Origin of the sequence: Pseudomonas sp. RGB (genome assembly GCF_007713445.1) — a bacterium.
GTDB lineage: Bacteria > Pseudomonadota > Gammaproteobacteria > Pseudomonadales > Pseudomonadaceae > Aquipseudomonas.
In genome coordinates this window covers 436,201-451,216 of sequence record NZ_VMSH01000004.1, presented here as the reverse complement: position 1 = coordinate 451,216, position 15,016 = coordinate 436,201, and the positions used below count along the sequence as shown (strand labels likewise).

At 60.7% G+C, this 15,016-nt stretch carries 17 protein-coding genes and 1 pseudogene; 6 read left to right on the top strand and 12 right to left on the bottom strand.

What is annotated here, in order from left to right; translation table 11 throughout:
* Window positions 1-115: 115 nt before the first annotated feature.
* The 10 genes and pseudogenes from FPT15_RS11805 to FPT15_RS11760 form a co-directional block, all read right to left on the bottom strand.
* Window positions 116-1,282 carry a cystathionine gamma-synthase gene (locus FPT15_RS11805; RefSeq protein ID WP_145161086.1) on the bottom strand — a complete coding sequence of 389 codons (1,167 nt, stop codon included), beginning with the start codon at window positions 1,280-1,282 and terminating at the stop codon, window positions 116-118.
* Window positions 1,279-2,655, bottom strand: a complete 1,377-nt coding sequence (locus FPT15_RS11800) for a cystathionine beta-synthase (protein WP_119740089.1) — start codon at window positions 2,653-2,655, stop codon at window positions 1,279-1,281. The genes FPT15_RS11805 and FPT15_RS11800 overlap by 4 nt, the downstream gene beginning before the upstream one ends.
* Before the next feature lie 141 nt (window positions 2,656-2,796).
* On the bottom strand, window positions 2,797-3,660 hold the full coding sequence (gene dapA, locus FPT15_RS11795) for a 4-hydroxy-tetrahydrodipicolinate synthase (protein WP_145161084.1): 864 nt from the start codon (window positions 3,658-3,660) through the stop codon (window positions 2,797-2,799).
* A gap of 283 nt (window positions 3,661-3,943) precedes the next feature.
* Window positions 3,944-4,921, bottom strand: a complete 978-nt coding sequence (locus tag FPT15_RS11790; protein WP_145161082.1) for an alpha/beta hydrolase — start codon at window positions 4,919-4,921, stop codon at window positions 3,944-3,946.
* Window positions 4,922-5,152: 231 nt separating this feature from the next.
* Window positions 5,153-5,635, bottom strand: coding sequence for a VOC family protein (locus FPT15_RS11785; RefSeq protein ID WP_145161080.1), 483 nt, complete (start codon window positions 5,633-5,635; stop codon window positions 5,153-5,155).
* An 81-nt stretch (window positions 5,636-5,716) separates the two neighbouring features.
* A complete protein-coding gene (locus FPT15_RS11780; protein ID WP_106579039.1) occupies window positions 5,717-6,178 on the bottom strand; it encodes a hypothetical protein in 462 nt (153 codons plus the stop codon).
* 110 nt (window positions 6,179-6,288) lie between these two features.
* On the bottom strand, window positions 6,289-7,326 hold the full coding sequence (locus tag FPT15_RS11775) for a helix-turn-helix domain-containing protein (RefSeq protein ID WP_256676427.1): 1,038 nt from the start codon (window positions 7,324-7,326) through the stop codon (window positions 6,289-6,291).
* A gap of 15 nt (window positions 7,327-7,341) precedes the next feature.
* Window positions 7,342-7,728: an ester cyclase gene (locus tag FPT15_RS11770; protein WP_145161078.1), complete on the bottom strand. Its 387-nt coding sequence runs from the start codon at window positions 7,726-7,728 to the stop codon at window positions 7,342-7,344.
* Window positions 7,729-7,779: 51 nt separating this feature from the next.
* A complete protein-coding gene (locus FPT15_RS11765; RefSeq protein WP_145161076.1) occupies window positions 7,780-8,901 on the bottom strand; it encodes an SEL1-like repeat protein in 1,122 nt (373 codons plus the stop codon).
* 70 nt (window positions 8,902-8,971) lie between these two features.
* Window positions 8,972-9,238 (bottom strand): annotated as a pseudogene (locus FPT15_RS11760) (LysE family translocator); the annotation flags it as partial.
* 153 nt (window positions 9,239-9,391) lie between these two features.
* Here FPT15_RS11760 and FPT15_RS11755 point away from each other — a divergent pair.
* The 4 genes from FPT15_RS11755 to FPT15_RS11740 all read left to right on the top strand — a co-directional run bounded on the left by FPT15_RS11755 (window position 9,392) and on the right by FPT15_RS11740 (window position 12,029).
* Window positions 9,392-9,877 (top strand): hypothetical protein, encoded by a 486-nt coding sequence (locus FPT15_RS11755; protein WP_017475282.1) that lies wholly within the window; start codon window positions 9,392-9,394, stop codon window positions 9,875-9,877.
* A 157-nt stretch (window positions 9,878-10,034) separates the two neighbouring features.
* Window positions 10,035-10,748: an enoyl-CoA hydratase-related protein gene (locus FPT15_RS11750; protein WP_145161074.1), complete on the top strand. Its 714-nt coding sequence runs from the start codon at window positions 10,035-10,037 to the stop codon at window positions 10,746-10,748.
* A gap of 145 nt (window positions 10,749-10,893) precedes the next feature.
* Complete coding sequence (locus FPT15_RS11745; protein WP_218570660.1) at window positions 10,894-11,298, top strand: ASCH domain-containing protein; 405 nt, start codon at window positions 10,894-10,896, stop codon at window positions 11,296-11,298.
* A gap of 251 nt (window positions 11,299-11,549) precedes the next feature.
* On the top strand, window positions 11,550-12,029 hold the full coding sequence (locus FPT15_RS11740; RefSeq protein ID WP_145161070.1) for a DUF2867 domain-containing protein: 480 nt from the start codon (window positions 11,550-11,552) through the stop codon (window positions 12,027-12,029).
* Window positions 12,030-12,038: 9 nt separating this feature from the next.
* Here FPT15_RS11740 and FPT15_RS11735 read toward each other — a convergent pair whose 3' ends face one another.
* The gene (locus FPT15_RS11735) at window positions 12,039-12,257 is read right to left on the bottom strand and encodes a DUF4287 domain-containing protein (protein WP_145161068.1); all 219 of its coding nucleotides are present in this window, start codon (window positions 12,255-12,257) and stop codon (window positions 12,039-12,041) included.
* A gap of 180 nt (window positions 12,258-12,437) precedes the next feature.
* Between FPT15_RS11735 and FPT15_RS11730 the strand changes: the two genes are divergently transcribed.
* Both FPT15_RS11730 and FPT15_RS11720 read left to right on the top strand, forming a co-directional pair.
* The gene (locus tag FPT15_RS11730) at window positions 12,438-12,878 is read left to right on the top strand and encodes a MarR family winged helix-turn-helix transcriptional regulator (RefSeq protein ID WP_242198144.1); all 441 of its coding nucleotides are present in this window, start codon (window positions 12,438-12,440) and stop codon (window positions 12,876-12,878) included.
* Window positions 12,879-13,120: 242 nt separating this feature from the next.
* A complete protein-coding gene (locus FPT15_RS11720; protein ID WP_145161066.1) occupies window positions 13,121-13,447 on the top strand; it encodes a helix-turn-helix domain-containing protein in 327 nt (108 codons plus the stop codon).
* Window positions 13,448-13,449: 2 nt separating this feature from the next.
* On the opposite strand, the gene FPT15_RS30250 is transcribed toward FPT15_RS11720, so the two are convergent.
* Window positions 13,450-14,943 carry a methyl-accepting chemotaxis protein gene (locus tag FPT15_RS30250; RefSeq protein WP_145161064.1) on the bottom strand — a complete coding sequence of 498 codons (1,494 nt, stop codon included), beginning with the start codon at window positions 14,941-14,943 and terminating at the stop codon, window positions 13,450-13,452.
* Between the last annotated feature and the right edge of the window lie 73 nt (window positions 14,944-15,016).

Genomic DNA, 15,016 nt, shown 5'->3' with positions numbered 1-15,016 from the left:
GTGGGAGCGGGCTTGCCCGCGATGCAGACACCTCGGTGCTTCAGATGTACCGAGGTGATGCTATCGCAGGCAAGCCAGCTCCCACAGGTGGGGCGTTATTGTTTGTGTGATTGGGTCAGATCAGAGCCAATGCCTGCGCCAGGTCGGCCCGCAGGTCTTCGACGTCCTCAACGCCCACCGACAAGCGCACCAAACCATCGCCAATGCCCAGCTGCGCCCGCGTTGCTGCCGGGATGCTGGCGTGGGTCATGATCGCCGGGTGTTCGATCAGGCTTTCGACGCCGCCCAGGCTTTCGGCCAAGGCAAAGATCTTCACGTTTTCCAGAAAGCGTGTGGCGCCGGCCAGGTCACTGTTCAAATCCACCGAAATCATCCCGCCAAACCCGCGCATCTGCTTGCGTGCCAGGGCGTGCTGGGGATGCGAGGCCAGGCCTGGGTAATAAACCCGTGAGACTTGCGGCTGTTGTTCCAGCCAGGTAGCCAACTCCAGGGCATTGCTGCAATGACGCTCCATGCGCAGCGCCAGGGTTTTCACGCCGCGCAGCGTCAGGAAGGCATCGAACGGGCCGGCAATCGCGCCGACCGAGTTCTGCAGGAAACCCAGGCGCTCGGCGAGCTCCGGGTTGTGGCCGACAATGGCGATGCCGCCGATCACGTCGGAGTGGCCGTTGAGGTATTTGGTGGTGGAGTGCACCACGATGTCGAAACCCAGCTCCAGCGGGCGCTGGATCCATGGGCTGGCAAAGGTGTTGTCGGCCACGCAGATGATGCCGCGATCGCGGCAGATTCGCGCGATGGCACTCAGGTCAGTGAGGCTGAGCAGCGGGTTGCTCGGGGTCTCGACCCAGACCATGCGTGTGTCGTCTTGCAACGACGCTTCGAACGCTTGCAAGTCGCTCAAGTCGACAAAGCTGAAACGGTGCCCGGCGCTGCGCTGGCGCACCTTGTCGAACAGGCGGAAGGTGCCGCCGTACAGGTCGTTGCCGGAGACGATATGCGCACCCGCATCGAGCAGTTCCAGCACGGTGGAAATCGCCGCCAGCCCGGAGGCAAAGGCAAACGCCTGGCTGCCGCCTTCAAGGTCGGCCACGCAGCGTTCCAGGGCAAAGCGCGTGGGGTTGTGGGAACGACCATAGTCAAAGCCCTTGTGCACGCCGGGGCTGTCTTGCAGATAAGTGGAGTTGGCATAGATCGGCGGCATCAGCGCTCCCGTGGTCGGGTCGGGTGATTGCCCGGCGTGGATCACGCGGGTGGCAAAGGCGCTTTTATCGGGCTGACTCATGCAAGGGATCTCCGTAGGTGATTAAGCAGGTCGACGCGGGTGATCAGGCCATAAAACCCTGAGGCGTCAGCAATGATGGCAACCAGGCCGCGATCAAGTTCCGCCTGCAGTTCGGCCAGGCTGGCACTCGGGGCCAGGGTTTGCAAAGTGTCGGTCATGGCGCTGGCAACGATCATGGAGAAGTCGGCGGCGTCATGGTGCAACCCCAGCAGGATGTCGGACTCGTCGATCACGCCAACCAGTTCGCGGCCTTCGACCAGCACCGGCAGTTGCGAGACATCGGCCAGGCGCATGCGCTGGAAGGCTGTGAGCAGGGTATCGTCGGGGCTCACGCTGATCACGCGGCCGTCTTCGAAGCGGCGGGCGATCAGGTCGCGCAGGTCGCCGTAGTGTTTGTACTGGAGCAGGCCCGCGTCGTTCATCCACTGGTCGTTGTAGACCTTGGACAGGTACCGCGTGCCCGTGTCGCAGACGAAGGTGACCACGCGTTTGGGCTCGGTCTGCTCGCGGCAATAACGCAGCGCAGCAGCGAGCAGGGTGCCGGTTGACGAGCCGCCGAGAATACCTTCGGCCTTGAGCAGTTGACGGGCGTGGTCGAAGCTTTCTTCATCGCTGATGGAATAGGCGTGGCGCACGCTGGAGAGGTCGGCAATCGAGGGGATGAAGTCTTCGCCGATGCCTTCCACGGCCCACGACCCCGGCGTTTCCATCCTGCCGCTGCGGCTGTATTCAGCCATCACCGAACCCACCGGATCCGCCAGCACCATGGCCAGTTCCGGCTGTACGCGTTTGAAGAAGCGGGTCAGGCCGGTGAGGGTGCCGGCCGAGCCGACGCCCACCACGATCGCGTCCACGTCATGCTGGGTTTGCGCCCAGATTTCCGGCGCGGTGCTGGTTTCGTGAGCCAGCGGGTTGGCCGGGTTGTTGAACTGGTCGGCAAAAAATGACCCGGGAATGTCCTTGGCCAGGCGCGCAGCCACGTCCTGGTAATACTCGGGATGGCCCTTGCCGACGTCGGAGCGGGTGATATGCACCTCGGCGCCCATGGCCTTCAAGTGCAGGACTTTTTCGGTGGACATCTTGTCGGGCACCACCAGCACCACGCGGTAGCCCTTGGCCCGGCCGACCAGCGCAAGCCCCAGGCCGGTGTTGCCGGCGGTGGCTTCGATGATGGTGCCGCCGGGGCGCAGGCGGCCGTCGCGTTCGGCAGCGTCGATCATTGCCAGGCCGATGCGGTCCTTGATGGAACCACCGGGGTTTTGGCATTCAAGCTTGAGGAACAGCGTGCACAGGCCGGTATCAAATCGGCTGACCTTGACCAGCGGCGTGTTGCCGATCAGTTCGAGTACGGCGGGGCGGGAAAGCGTGGGCATGTCGTCACCTGGTACGGAAGAGGCGTAGGGGAGGGACAGCAAAATGCAAAGCATGGCTTGGAACATAGGCCGGGATCGCGCCGGTCGCAACCGGGCGGTCCGTTGGATGTCTTTTTTTGGCGCATGAGCGCGTGTTGACGTTTAAACGCCGCGCATCAAAACCTGCTGCAACCGCTCTATAACGCCAGTGCTGGCGGTTTGCATCGGTGCGCGCAGTTCACTGGCGATCAAGCCTTGCATCGCCAGCGCAGCCTTTACTGGCGCGGGGTTGGGCTCCATGAACAGGGTGTTGATCAGGGGCATTAACCTGAAGAAAGTCGCCCTGGCCTCGGTGAGCTGGTTGTCGCGTACCTGCTGGTACAGCGCCACGAAGTCTTCGGTGTGCACATGGGCCGAGGCTGCAATCGCACCACTGGCGCCCTGGCACAGCGCGTTGAAGATTTGAAGATCCTCGCCACACAACACCTCCACGTCGCCGCTGGCGAGCAGCGCCAAGGTAGTCGCCAGGTTGCCGCCGCAGTCTTTGATCGCGACGATTCGCGTGTGCTTGACGATGTTCAGCAAAGTGGCCTGTTCGAAGGTCACGCCGGTGCGGTAGGGAATGTCATAGAGAATGATCGGCACACTGGAGGCGTCGGCCACCGTGCGGAAAAACGCTTCAAGGCCGGCCTGGGAGGGGCGGATATAGCTGGGCGCCGGCACCAGCAAGCCGGCCACCGGGCGTTTGAGGATTTCGCTCTGGAACTGCAGCAGTTCACGCTGGTTGTTGCCCGCCAGGCCCATCACCACGCGCTGCGCCGGCAAGACTTGCAGCACCGCATCCAGCACGGCCAGTTGTTCCTGACGGCTCAGTGACGCGGCTTCTCCGGTGGTGGTGCAGACCATGATGCCGGCCACGTGCTTTTCCAGCAGGTGGCTGACCAGCCGGCGCAGGCCGATGAAGTCGATGGCGCCGTCATGAAACGGCGTGACCACGGGAACCCAGATACCTTGAAACGATGACATGCACTTTCTCCTGATGGTTGACCGCTGGAGTCACCGTCAGAAGGGCAGAGGGATTGTGCAAAGGAAGGGAGGTCCGTCGCGCTCAATGTCCTGTCAGCTCATCTGACGGGACAGCGCGCCCCGGTCACATGAGCGACTGTTTCTTCGATTTGAGGGCGTGCGCCACGCAACCTTGCGCCTTGGCAATCAAGCCAATGGCACAAAGGTTAACGAAAGACGATGCAGACATGCGCTGACACACCCTGAATAAGGCCTCCATCTTCAGCGGACGTGACGGAATGTGTCAACCCCGCTTCAGCTGCTCACGCACAAATGCTGCGACCTCGGCGGCCAGCTCCGCATCTTCCGGTGCGCCCATGAAACCGCCGTGGGGCATGGCTTCGAACACATGCAGCTGCGCCGTTACCCGCGCCTGGCGCAAGGCGCGGTGCAGGCGCACGGTGTTGGACAGGAACAGATCACGGGTGCCGCTCTGCAGAAAAGTCGGCGGGAAACCCTGGGTGAAATCGCCAAACAGCGGTGACAGGTACGGGTGAGACAAGTCCGCACCGTTGGCATACAACAGATTGACGTTCATCAGCGGGTTGGGCAGCACCACGTCGACGGTGCGGTTGACCTGGAAGCTGTCGCCGGACTCGGTGAGGTCGACTTCCGGCGACAGCAACACCAGCGCGGCTGGCAATGGCAAACCTTGGTCACGCGCACGCAACACCATGGCGGCCGCAAGGTTGCCGCCCGCTGAGCGGCCACCGATCACGATCTGTTGCGGCACGTGTTGCTTGAGAACGTGCCGATAGACAGCCAGGCAGTCATCCAGCGCTGCGGGGTAGGGATGATCGGGCGGCATGCGGTAGTCCACGCCATAGCAGATCACGTCGTGCAGGTCGGCTTGTCTGCCAGCCGCGAGGCGGCAGTTTTCGCCGCCGCCGAACACCAGCGCGCCGCCGTGCAGGTCAATGTAGGCAAAGGGCGTGGCAGACGCCGGTGTGGCGACATGCACGCTGGCGTTTTCAACCCTGATGGTGTGCAGGCTGGCCCGCAGCGACGCCGCTTGCCCCGCGTTGGTGCTGGCGTAGTTCTGGGCCACGGCGGCCTGCAGACGGCGCCAGCCGTCATGGTCCTCGGGCGTGGGCATCGCGTGCAGTGCATTGAGGGGCACACCGTCAGCCCCGACCAGGCGTTGCAGTGTGGCCTGCGCTTGAGGGCTGATGGACTGCGGCACTGGGATCGTGCGAGGGTCAAGTTTGACGCCGTGGTTCATAGGCTTGCAGCTCGCATTCGACGACTTTGGGGGCAGGATGCCAGAACGTGGGCCGGTGTGGCGAGCGGGCTTGCCCCGCGTTGGGCTGCGCAGCAGCCCCAGAACCTGCTAAATGGGATCTGTCAGTTATACCGAGGCGGTTGAATTGGGAGCGCTTCGCACTCCAACGCGGGGCAAGCCCGCTCGCCACAATAAGCCCGCTCGCGAGGACAAGCCCACTTGCTACACGATTCAGCGCCCGGCCACTGCAGCCTCAATGGCGGCCACATCGATTTTGGTCATGGTCATCATCGCGTCAAATGCGCGCTTGGCGATCACCGGGTCGGGGTGAGTCACTGCGTCGGTCAGTACGCGCGGGGAGATCTGCCACGACAGGCCCCACTTGTCCTTGCACCAGCCGCATGCGCTGGCCTGGCCATCGTTGTCGATGATTGCGTGCCAATAACGGTCGGTTTCGGCCTGATCGTCCGTCGCCACCTGGAAGGAAAACGCTTCGGTATGAGGGAACGCAGGCCCCGCATTCAGACCGAGGCAGGGAAGGCCCAAGACCGTGAACTCGACCGTCAGCACGTCGCCCTTTTTGCCTGCCGGATAGTCGCCGGGCGCACGGTGCACGGCCTGCACAACGCTGTCCGGGAAGACTGAAGCGTAGAACGTCGCGGCGTCCAGGGCGGTGCCGTTGTACCAGAGGCACAGGGTATTTTTGCGGGTCATGTCGGCTCTCCACAGGCTTGGCGGTCTGTGGAGTCTAGACACTGCGGCGCAATCGCCCGGCAGAACTGCCGGGCGGTGCTGTTACAGAATGCTGTAGTCCCTGACCACGCCATTGTTGAGGTGGATGTTCAGGCGGCGGCTCTGTTGCTGCGGTGCAAGGTTGTCGATGGCTGTGCGCCGGGTGTCGAGGGCATTGTCGTAGGTATTGCCGGGGATACGGTTGGAAACCAGCCCGAGCAAGTGGCGCATGGACGCGTTCTGGGTGGTGGAGGGCGCGTAGTTCCAGGTTTCGGTGCCGTCGGATGAAATCGACTGGTCCTGCGGTTCGCCATACAGGGCTTTGAGCTGTTGGGAGGTGGTCTTGCCAGAAATGATGTGCGTCCTGACATACGTGGTGTCGAACAGCGAAATATCCGGCCCGGCTTTGCCCTGAATACCCGGCAATGACAGGTTGTTCAAGCTGCTGAGGCCGTTGACGCCATTGGCGCAACCCGTCAGCAAGAGGGCGGTGGCAAGCGTTGCGATAACAGTACGACGGGCCATGATTTTCTCCGTTTAGTCAGGGCTCTGGAACGTCGGCCAATGATAAAACGGTGAAAAACACGCGGAAAAAATGTTCCTGTCTGCGCGTCTCAATGACTTGCCTGGGTGTCTCAGACCGCGTTCATCTGCCCCAGGATGTTGCGTAACGAGAACCCGGTGTGGCGGCTCACGCGCTCCGGCGCCTGGGCAGCGGCGCTCAACTCCCGGGCCTCGCGCGGCGAATAGCCAAAGGCTTGCTTGAAGGTGCGGCTGAAGTGCGCATCGCTCTTGAAGCCGAACTGGAAGGCGAGCCCCGACACCCGCTGCCGCGCGCCGGTATCACTCTGGATAATCACCCGCGCGCGGTTCAACCGGCGCTGCTGGATATATGCCGCCACGCCGGATTCCTGGCTGAACACCCGATACAGTTGCGCCCGCGAAATACCCAAGTGTTTGCACAGGAAAACCGGGGACAATTCCGGGCTGCGCAGGTGCTGTTCAATCAAGCGCCGGGCGCGGTTGAACAGGGTGTGGTCGATCGCTTGCTCGGCGGTTTGCAGGTTGGCCACTGTCGGCGCCAAAGCTGCCGATACCATGGCCAGCGTCGCCTGTTGGGCGTGCGGAATTTCATCGGGTGTCAGGCGCGGCAGGCGCTGTTGCAACGCGCGCATATGGTCTGCGAGCAGCTCGCTCAAGCCGCCCTGCAGCACCTGGCCATGCACGTCTTTGTAGCCGAGGCTTTGCGCCAGCAAGTCGCGAGGAATAGTGAGAATCACGGTATCGCCAGCCGTGATCAGGCAATCGAGTTCACGGGCCAGGTCCAGCATGTAGATCTGCGCGTTACCCGCCGCCAGCGTGGTGCGGCCTGCGGTGCCATTAATCGTGTGAGTCAGGCCCAGGCAGAGGTAGTAGTGGTCGAGGCTGTCACGGCGAATCATTTGTGTGGAACGCTTGACCCGATACGGCACAGGCTCCCCGGCACCGTCCCAGGCACCGCAGCCCATCAATAACGAACCCAGGTAACCGGTGGCCAGGCGGTAATTGAAGGCGGCGGATTCAGGCTCGCAGATGGTGATATCGAAGATCGCATTCACTTCCTCACGCCACACTTCAAAGCGTTGGCGCGGTGGGTAGGGTTGGGTGGTAAAGGTGAAAAGCGGGTTCTCCACAAGCGGCTCCATCCATTAAAGCTGTTGTTTGATCGCCGCCTTATCGATCACGGACCACACGTGCGCGATCTTCCCGTCGACGAATTCGTAGAATACGTTCTCATCGAAGGTCACCGTCTTGCCGTTGATCGGCAAGCCGAAAAATTCACCTTTGGGCGTGACGTGGAAGTTCAACCGGCTGGCGACGGTGGGCGGATCCGCGACCAGCAGTTGGATGCGGAACACCAGGTCGGGGATCTCGCGAAAGTCCCGCTCCAGCATCGCGCGGTAGCCGGCAAGGCCGACGGGGGTGGCGTTGTAGGTCACCTGCGGGTGCACGAAATCGCCGAGGCGCTCCCAGCCCTGGCGGTTGAGGCAGTCGATATACCCTCGGTAAAGGTCGGCGAGCTGGTTTCGGGTCATGGCGTGTTCTCCTTCTTGAAAAGCACTCATCGACTTTGCCCGTGTGTGTGCCTACGGCGCGCTGGTTATATCACCCAGCAATTGCCCAAGCCCTTGCGGGGTTGAATAGAGGGCTTCCAGCGCCGCGACGTCGGCCAGTTGTTCTGCAGACAAGGCTTTTTCCTCACGCTCAAGCTGGCCGCGTAAATAGTCCTCGTACTCGGACAGCTTTTGATTCAGCGCCACGCGCACGAGGCCGCATGCCTTGAGCTTGTTAGGTTCAAAGCCCTTTCCCATATCCACATGCATGGCGAGGGTCGCCGTCGCGACAGCGTACCCTTGTGTCGCGGCCTTGAGCAGCCATCGGTTCGCCGTTGGATAGTCTGCCGGCACTGCACCGCTGCTGCTGTACAGATAACCAAGCACGTACTGCGCTTTGGCCCGGCCCGCGTCGCCAGCGCGGGTATACCACCCAATGGCGGCGGGTACGTCTTTGGGAGTGCCGATGCCATTCAGGTTGGCCATCCCGAGCCATTCGTACGCTTCGCTATTGCCTGAGTGGGCGGCCTGGGTCAGCAGCTGGATGCCTTGCTGAGGGTTTTTCGGCGTGCCTACGCCCGTAAAATAAAAGGTCGCCAACAGCGTTTGGCCCTCAGCATCGCCTCGCGCACTGGCTTTGCGCGCCCAGAAGAATGCCTTGCGGTCGCTTTGCTCAACGCCAATGCCTCTGAAATAGGCGTCGGCAAGCCGTTGCTGGGCGCGGGCATGACCTTGCTGCGCAGCCTTGCGATACCACACCGCGGCTTGAGCGCTATCGCGCGGCATTTCCACGCCGCCATAGTTTGCATCCCCCAAAAAAAACTGGGCTTCAGAGTTGCCTTTCTCGGCTGATAGCGTGATCCACTCCAGGCCCTTGCGGTGATCAACGGCCACACCGCGCCCGAAAAAGTAAAAAAAGCCGGTTTTGAACTGTGCGAAGGTCTCGCCTTTTTCCGCCGCGCGCAAATACCACTCTGCGGCCTTGACCGGGTTTTTATCGACGATGATGCCTTCGTCGTAGAAGGCGCCAATCAACAGTGTGGGGCTGTGGGGGCTGCGCCACAGACTGATCGCCAAGGCGACCAAGCAATAGGCCAGCAGGCCAAAGCACAGTAAAGCGAGGGGTAGGGCGAAGCGGCGCAATGTCGAATCCATTCGTGAGGTGCAGGTGGGCAGTGTAGCGGCGCTTGCGAGCGATGGCATCACTCGCTGTTTCGCAGCGACCTCAAGCGCGACGCGCCATCAACAGCACCGTTGCCGCTGCCGACAACAACCCCGCGCAGCATCGATTGAAAATTCGTTTACCGCGCGGCTCGGCAAACCAGCGGCGCATGTGCAGGCCCATATAGGCATAGGCGCTGATGGCGATCCATTCCAGCACCAGGAACATCGCGCCCAGCAGCGCAAATTGTGGCGTGATCGGCTGGCCCGGCACCACGAACTGCGGCAGGAAGGCCTTGAAGATCAAGATAGCCTTTGGGTTGCTGCTGGCCAGCTTGATTCTCAGCCGCAGAATGGGCGCTTTCGACCCAAAGCTGCCGGTCAGATCCCGTGGATGTCGGACAAATAGCCCAAACGCCTATGCATTCCCAGGCTGATATTTGAGAGGGTAAACTGAGCACCTTTCCATCTGTGTGGTACCGATATGGACATCAATCTACTGACCGAATCCATGCTTGGCCACTGGCGTGCTCCCTCGGGTGTCTGGCAATGCGAATTCCAGTTCGGCAGCCGATTGATTTACGTCCAGCACCACAATGACGAGCCACCTTACGCCAGGCTCGCCGCTGCGCAACGCGCGGTCAAGGCTACGTGGGATGATTTGCCCCAGGCACTGACGTTTGCCGAACAGCACTGTAAAGCACAGATGCCCGAACTGATGCGGTTGTACGAAACCCACATGCCGTGGGAATCTCCGTTGTTCGTGTATTCGATCCACTTCGATCTCGACAAACCTTACCCTAGCTATACCATTTCCAAGAACCCTGACTTCGATTGGGATCGCATCCTGATCGACGAAGATGAACTGTGTCAGGAACATAGTGTTTGCATGGAGCAATATGAGCCAAAGGATAACTTTTGGGTTTATGTCAGGCGCGTGGGGTTTCAGCAATTCGAGCTTGGGGATTAGCTTGGCAATCAACTATGTATACCCCCCCAGCCCCTGAATCACCGCTGATTAAGTAGACACTGGAGAGCGTCCGCTTCTGGCCAAAAGCTGCCCGTCAGAATAATTCATATTGCGCATCATCAGGGTTGCGTGAGCTCAGCTTGATTCCCGACCCTATATTCAGAACAGGCTTGATCCGCAAGCGTACCTGGCCCTCGCCAAGGCGTATTACGACTACGACCATGACCCTTCACTGTGCGCCGCTGTGTTGTTCGGCCACGGTGACAACTTCTCGCAGGGCCTTGACGTTGAGGGCTTCAAGGCCGTTGCCAGCTCGGGCGAACCGACGCTCGGTGCGGGGCTGATCGACCCGCTCGGCAAGAAAATGCCCTATCTCACCAAACCTCTGATCGTGGCGGTCCACGGCGACACGTGGAACATGGCGCATGAGCTGTTTCTTGTCGCCGACATACGAGTTGCGGCGAACAACACTAACTTCGGGCAGGATGAAAACACGCATGGTCGTTTCCCGGGCGGCGGATCGACAGTACGATTCGTGCGCGAAGCCGGCTGGGCCAACGCCATGCGCTACATGCTGACAGGCGATCATTGGACCGCCCGTGAAGCCTATCGCATGGGTACTGTGCAGGAGATCCCCGATCGGCAGTCAGCCCTCGACAAAGCGATCGAGTTGGCAAACAGGATCGCCGCCAATGGCCCTTTGGGGATCAAGGCATCGCTGGCCTCTGCGCATCGCGTCATCGACCCGGTGCAAGCCGACGCCCTGTCCGCATTAGATGCGCAACGCTCAACGCTGTATAAGTCAAATGACTTCCAGGAGGGGCGCAACGCGGAGGCTCAAGGGCGGTTGCCGGTCTATCACGGAAATTAGAACCGTCAGGTATGGCGAGGCCTGCTGAGTGGGTCGCGCCATTACCGGCGGCGGTCAACTTGATTGAAGGTGCCGGGCTAATCATTCGCGAATGGGTGCTGACGCTGCAGTCAACGATAAGGTTTAAACGGATTGAGTGATGCGCATGATTGACGATTTGAAGATCAGGTACCCGAAAGCCAGTGCATGGGCATTTGGGGATACTCCAGACATGGCAGATGAGCTGGCTGGACTTGTCGCTAACAGCATTAAAACAGCGTCATGTTGCTCACTTTCATCATTCAACCATCAAGATGAATCGTCAGCGATTGGCGGTTACAGCATCATCCTCAACAGTCGGGGCGAGCCGGTATGTGTCATTAGGCTTGTTTCGCTGCGTATCATTCGTTACTGCGACGTGAATGAAGCGTTTGCAAGAAAGGAAGGCGAAGGGGATCTCAGCCTCAGGTACTGGGCGCAGGGCCATAAAGATTTTTTTCATCGGGAGGGCTCGTTCGACGAGGCGATGGAGCTTGTGGCAGAAGAATTCGAGTTGGTGGAAGTGGTGTAAAAGACAACGTTATCCAGCCAACATCCGGCAGGTGCTGCCAGCTCAGGAAGGCGACAGTCGCTCATTCTTGCGCTCACCTTCTTCAAGGTCATTTCGCGCTTTACTTGAACTGACGCGCAAAATAACCTCTGCCCGGCAGGCAGCGCCCTGCCTTTTAAGCCACAGCCTGGTGCGTCAATGTTCTCGACGAATAGCGGTAATGCTTGCGGCTGAGGGCATTCAACAGTGCCCACCTTTCAAGGAGAGAATGTTTGGCGACCACCGATGTTGTTCACACGCTGCGCCTGCCGGGCGACCTGGATTATTACGATCGCAGGTCGATCCTGCTGCCGGTAGATGTCACCGCACTTGAAGCCTGGAATATCATGACGGCCGAACCGGGTCCATTCCTGCACATGGCGTTTCGGATCAGGGATGCCATTTGCGCGTTGTTTGGGGTGAAACGTATTGGCGGGTTTTCCGGCACGCGGCGAGAGCATGTGCAGGTCGGCGAGCGGCTGGACTTCTTTTTGGTGGAGCACAGCGCTCCCAACGTGCTGGTACTGACCGAGCGCGACCGGCATCTGGATGTGATGATCTGCCTGTCGATCAGCGATCGTATGTTCACGATCACCTCATCAGTAATCACCCATAACGCCTTTGGCCGCTTTTATATGGTGCCGGTCGGTCAGGTGCACAAGCTGATCGTCAACCGTGACCTGAAGCGACTCAAGCGCAGCCTTGAAGGGTAGGACGGCGGCTCAGTCGCTTTTTTCCATCGCCGCGTAATACGCCACCAGCGCATTGGCGTGGCCATGGCCCATGCGGTGCTCGGTTTTAAGCCGGGCGACCCTTTCCAAATGCTTCTGGGCATTGACGGTTTTGAGCAGCTCCAGCCAATGGCTGATGGGCTGCCCATACTTTTTTTCGATGGCGGGGAAGTACGACGCCGGCCCATTGGTGCTTGTCTCGTCGGTCATGCTGCAACCTCCCTTTGGTGCCCTGTAAGCGAGGGGGGGGGCTCGCCTGAACTCAGGCTAGTAAAACGTGAGGGATTTCGCCTGCCTTACCGTGGCCGTTCGACACGCAAGGAAGATAGCTAAGCAAGTTAGCTATATGTTGGCGTGGTCGTCACCTTAAGATCCAGAGCAGCCAAACGCATGAAGCCACCCGCATCTGTTCCCGCCCCAGACCACGACCCACGCGGCCTGCAGATCGCCAGCGATGCCGTCGCGCAGCAGCTGCAACAGATCGCCATCCTGACCCGCAAAGCCGCCAGCCATCTTGCCGATGCCTTGTCCATCAACCAGACCGACATGGCGGCGCTGGAGCACTTGATCACGGACGGCCCGTCGCCACCGACCGAACTTGCCTCGCGCCTATCGGTGACGACCGCGGGCATCCCCCCAGGTCTCGACCGCCTGGAGCGTGCCGGCCATGTGATTCGTGAGCGCCAGCTTGATGGTGTGTCCGGTTCCCGCCTCGGTGGCCCTGGTATATCAGCACATTGCGCCAATGCTCACTGGGTTGAACGCCGTGCTGGCGACGCAGCCTATTGCGCCTCGCCCATCAGTGGCATGGGCACCAGCCTGGGCCTGTGAGGGGCGTATGTGTTGGCCGGCGAGCTGGGGCGCCATGTAGATCACCCCCAAGCGTTCGCCGCCTATGAAACCCTGATGCGGCCCTACGTGGCTCCAGCGCAAGGCGTGCCCAAATGTGCGCCGCGGTGGGCGTCACCTCACTGACCTGCCGGACTATGCCCTGAAAGGTCAACTCAAATGAGTGACCTTCTTTGAGGTGTATAGGCGTATGGTGGTTTATACCCTCATGGCAGGCATTCAACATGGACAGCAGTTTAGGCGGGCGCTTAAAGGAAGAGCGCAAAAGGCTTTTACTCTCCCAGCACGATTTTGGTGTGATAGGGGGTGTGGCCGGAAACGCACAGGGCCACTATGAAAGGGGCGAGAGGCTGCCCAAATCGGACTATCTGATGGCGATCCGTCGCAGAGGGGTCGATGTGCTGTATGTGCTGAGCGGGGAGCGTTCGCACATGAGCGCGGATGACCTCACGGTGGAAGAAACCGAAGTCGTCAATCAGTACCGCACGCTGCACGAGGCGGATCAGGGGGCGATTGCTCAGATCACCTCCTCATTGTCCCGAGACTCATGACTTCATTGATGAAACCTGCGCCCCAAGGCATCCAGGCGTACCGCAATCGGCGGTAACCGTTCACTGCTGCGCGCCAGCGTCTCCACATCATCCGCGGTGCTTTGCGCAATGCTCTGCACCGCTTGCAAGCGCCCGACAATCTCCAGGTTGGCCGTGGACTGCTCGCGCGTGGTGCTCACAATTCGCCCATTCAGTGCGTCGATGCGCGCGATATCGGCGCCTACCGCTTGCAGCATCTGTACCGCCAACTGGCTGTCTTGTACGCAACGCTCTACGCCTTGCTGGCTGTCATGCATTGCCTCGACGGCCTGACGGCTGCCGTGTTGCAAGCCTTCGATGATCTGTTTGATTTCCTGGGTGGACACCGCCGTGCGCTGGGCCAGGCTGCGCACTTCATCGGCGACCACGGCAAACCCTCGGCCTTGCTCGCCGGCGCGCGCGGCTTCGATGGCGGCGTTGAGCGCGAGCAGGTTGGTCTGGTTGGCGATGCTGCTGATCACTTCGAGCACCGAGCCGATCTGCTCGGCCTGCGCCGCGAGGTCTTGCACGGTGGAGTGGGTGCCGTGAATGCGTGAAGCCAGTTGGCTGATTTCATGCTGGGCGCGGCCGACGCTTTCCTGGCCGCGCACGATTTGTTGGCTGGCTTGGCCGGCGTGCTCGACAGCCTGTTCAACGTGCACGGTGATGTGGCCCATGGCGTCTTCCATGCGCTGCATCGAGCCGGTCATCTGGGTGATTTCTGCCAACTGATGGCGTGCGCCTTTTTCCAGGGTGCCGCTGGCACTGGCCAGTTCCTGGCCGAGTTGGCCAAGGCCCTGGGAGTCGCGGGTCACGCCGTCGATCAGGTGGGTGATTTGCTGCAGGAAGTGGTCGAAGCGCTTGGCCAGGGAAACGTGCACTTTGCCTTCACCCTGGGCGGTTTCGACGGTGAGCTGGGTGGTCACGGCGAGCATTTTCTCGAGCATTTCCTGGCTTTCGACCGCCTCACGCTGGCTGTGAATGGCCAGGTAGAGCAGGGCGACGGTCTCCATCACCACGTAAAACGCGTGGACGAACACCATGCTCCAGCCGCCGTGGTGTTCCATCACAAACACCGGGAAGCCTTGATGTTGCAAGGCATGGAAGACCACGTGATGCACGGCGATCGTTGCCGCCGCGACCAGGATCGGCAGCCAGTCGCGGTAGAACGTCAGCACCGCCAGCAACGCGAAAATGCCGAAGTGTGATTCGATCACGCCTTGCGCCTGGTTGATGTGCAGGGCGGCCATTACCATCAAGCCGGCGCCCAGCAGGCAGCGCATCAAACGTGTTCCGCCGAAAGCGCGATAGAGCACCGTCAGCACCACACTGGTGCCTGCGCCCACGGTCAATGCCTGAAGCCAGGTGTCGTGCCAGAACGCCAGCCCGAGTGAGAACAGAAACATCAGCCAGACCAACGCCAGCATGATGCGATCGGCCTTGCGGTAGTGCTCTAGAAAACGCGGGCGGGTGGGCATTCACTCTTACTCCATGTGTTCGGCGGGTAATAGGCAAGCATGCGGCGTGCCACGACGGGCCGCCGGTGGAGTG

Coding starts and splice junctions, on each gene's coding strand:
- FPT15_RS11720 (WP_145161066.1), top strand. CDS start 13,121: ATGGACAGCAGTTTAGGCGGGCGCTTAAAGGAAGAGCGCAAAAGGCTT.
- FPT15_RS11765 (WP_145161076.1), bottom strand. CDS start 8,901: ATGGATTCGACATTGCGCCGCTTCGCCCTACCCCTCGCTTTACTGTGC.
- FPT15_RS11800 (WP_119740089.1), bottom strand. CDS start 2,655: ATGCCCACGCTTTCCCGCCCCGCCGTACTCGAACTGATCGGCAACACG.
- FPT15_RS30250 (WP_145161064.1), bottom strand. CDS start 14,943: ATGCCCACCCGCCCGCGTTTTCTAGAGCACTACCGCAAGGCCGATCGC.
- FPT15_RS11745 (WP_218570660.1), top strand. CDS start 10,894: ATGATTGACGATTTGAAGATCAGGTACCCGAAAGCCAGTGCATGGGCA.
- FPT15_RS11770 (WP_145161078.1), bottom strand. CDS start 7,728: ATGACCCGAAACCAGCTCGCCGACCTTTACCGAGGGTATATCGACTGC.
- dapA (WP_145161084.1), bottom strand. CDS start 3,660: ATGTCATCGTTTCAAGGTATCTGGGTTCCCGTGGTCACGCCGTTTCAT.
- FPT15_RS11780 (WP_106579039.1), bottom strand. CDS start 6,178: ATGGCCCGTCGTACTGTTATCGCAACGCTTGCCACCGCCCTCTTGCTG.
- FPT15_RS11735 (WP_145161068.1), bottom strand. CDS start 12,257: ATGACCGACGAGACAAGCACCAATGGGCCGGCGTCGTACTTCCCCGCC.
- FPT15_RS11755 (WP_017475282.1), top strand. CDS start 9,392: ATGGACATCAATCTACTGACCGAATCCATGCTTGGCCACTGGCGTGCT.
- FPT15_RS11785 (WP_145161080.1), bottom strand. CDS start 5,635: ATGACCCGCAAAAATACCCTGTGCCTCTGGTACAACGGCACCGCCCTG.
- FPT15_RS11790 (WP_145161082.1), bottom strand. CDS start 4,921: ATGAACCACGGCGTCAAACTTGACCCTCGCACGATCCCAGTGCCGCAG.
- FPT15_RS11730 (WP_242198144.1), top strand. CDS start 12,438: ATGAAGCCACCCGCATCTGTTCCCGCCCCAGACCACGACCCACGCGGC.
- FPT15_RS11805 (WP_145161086.1), bottom strand. CDS start 1,282: ATGAGTCAGCCCGATAAAAGCGCCTTTGCCACCCGCGTGATCCACGCC.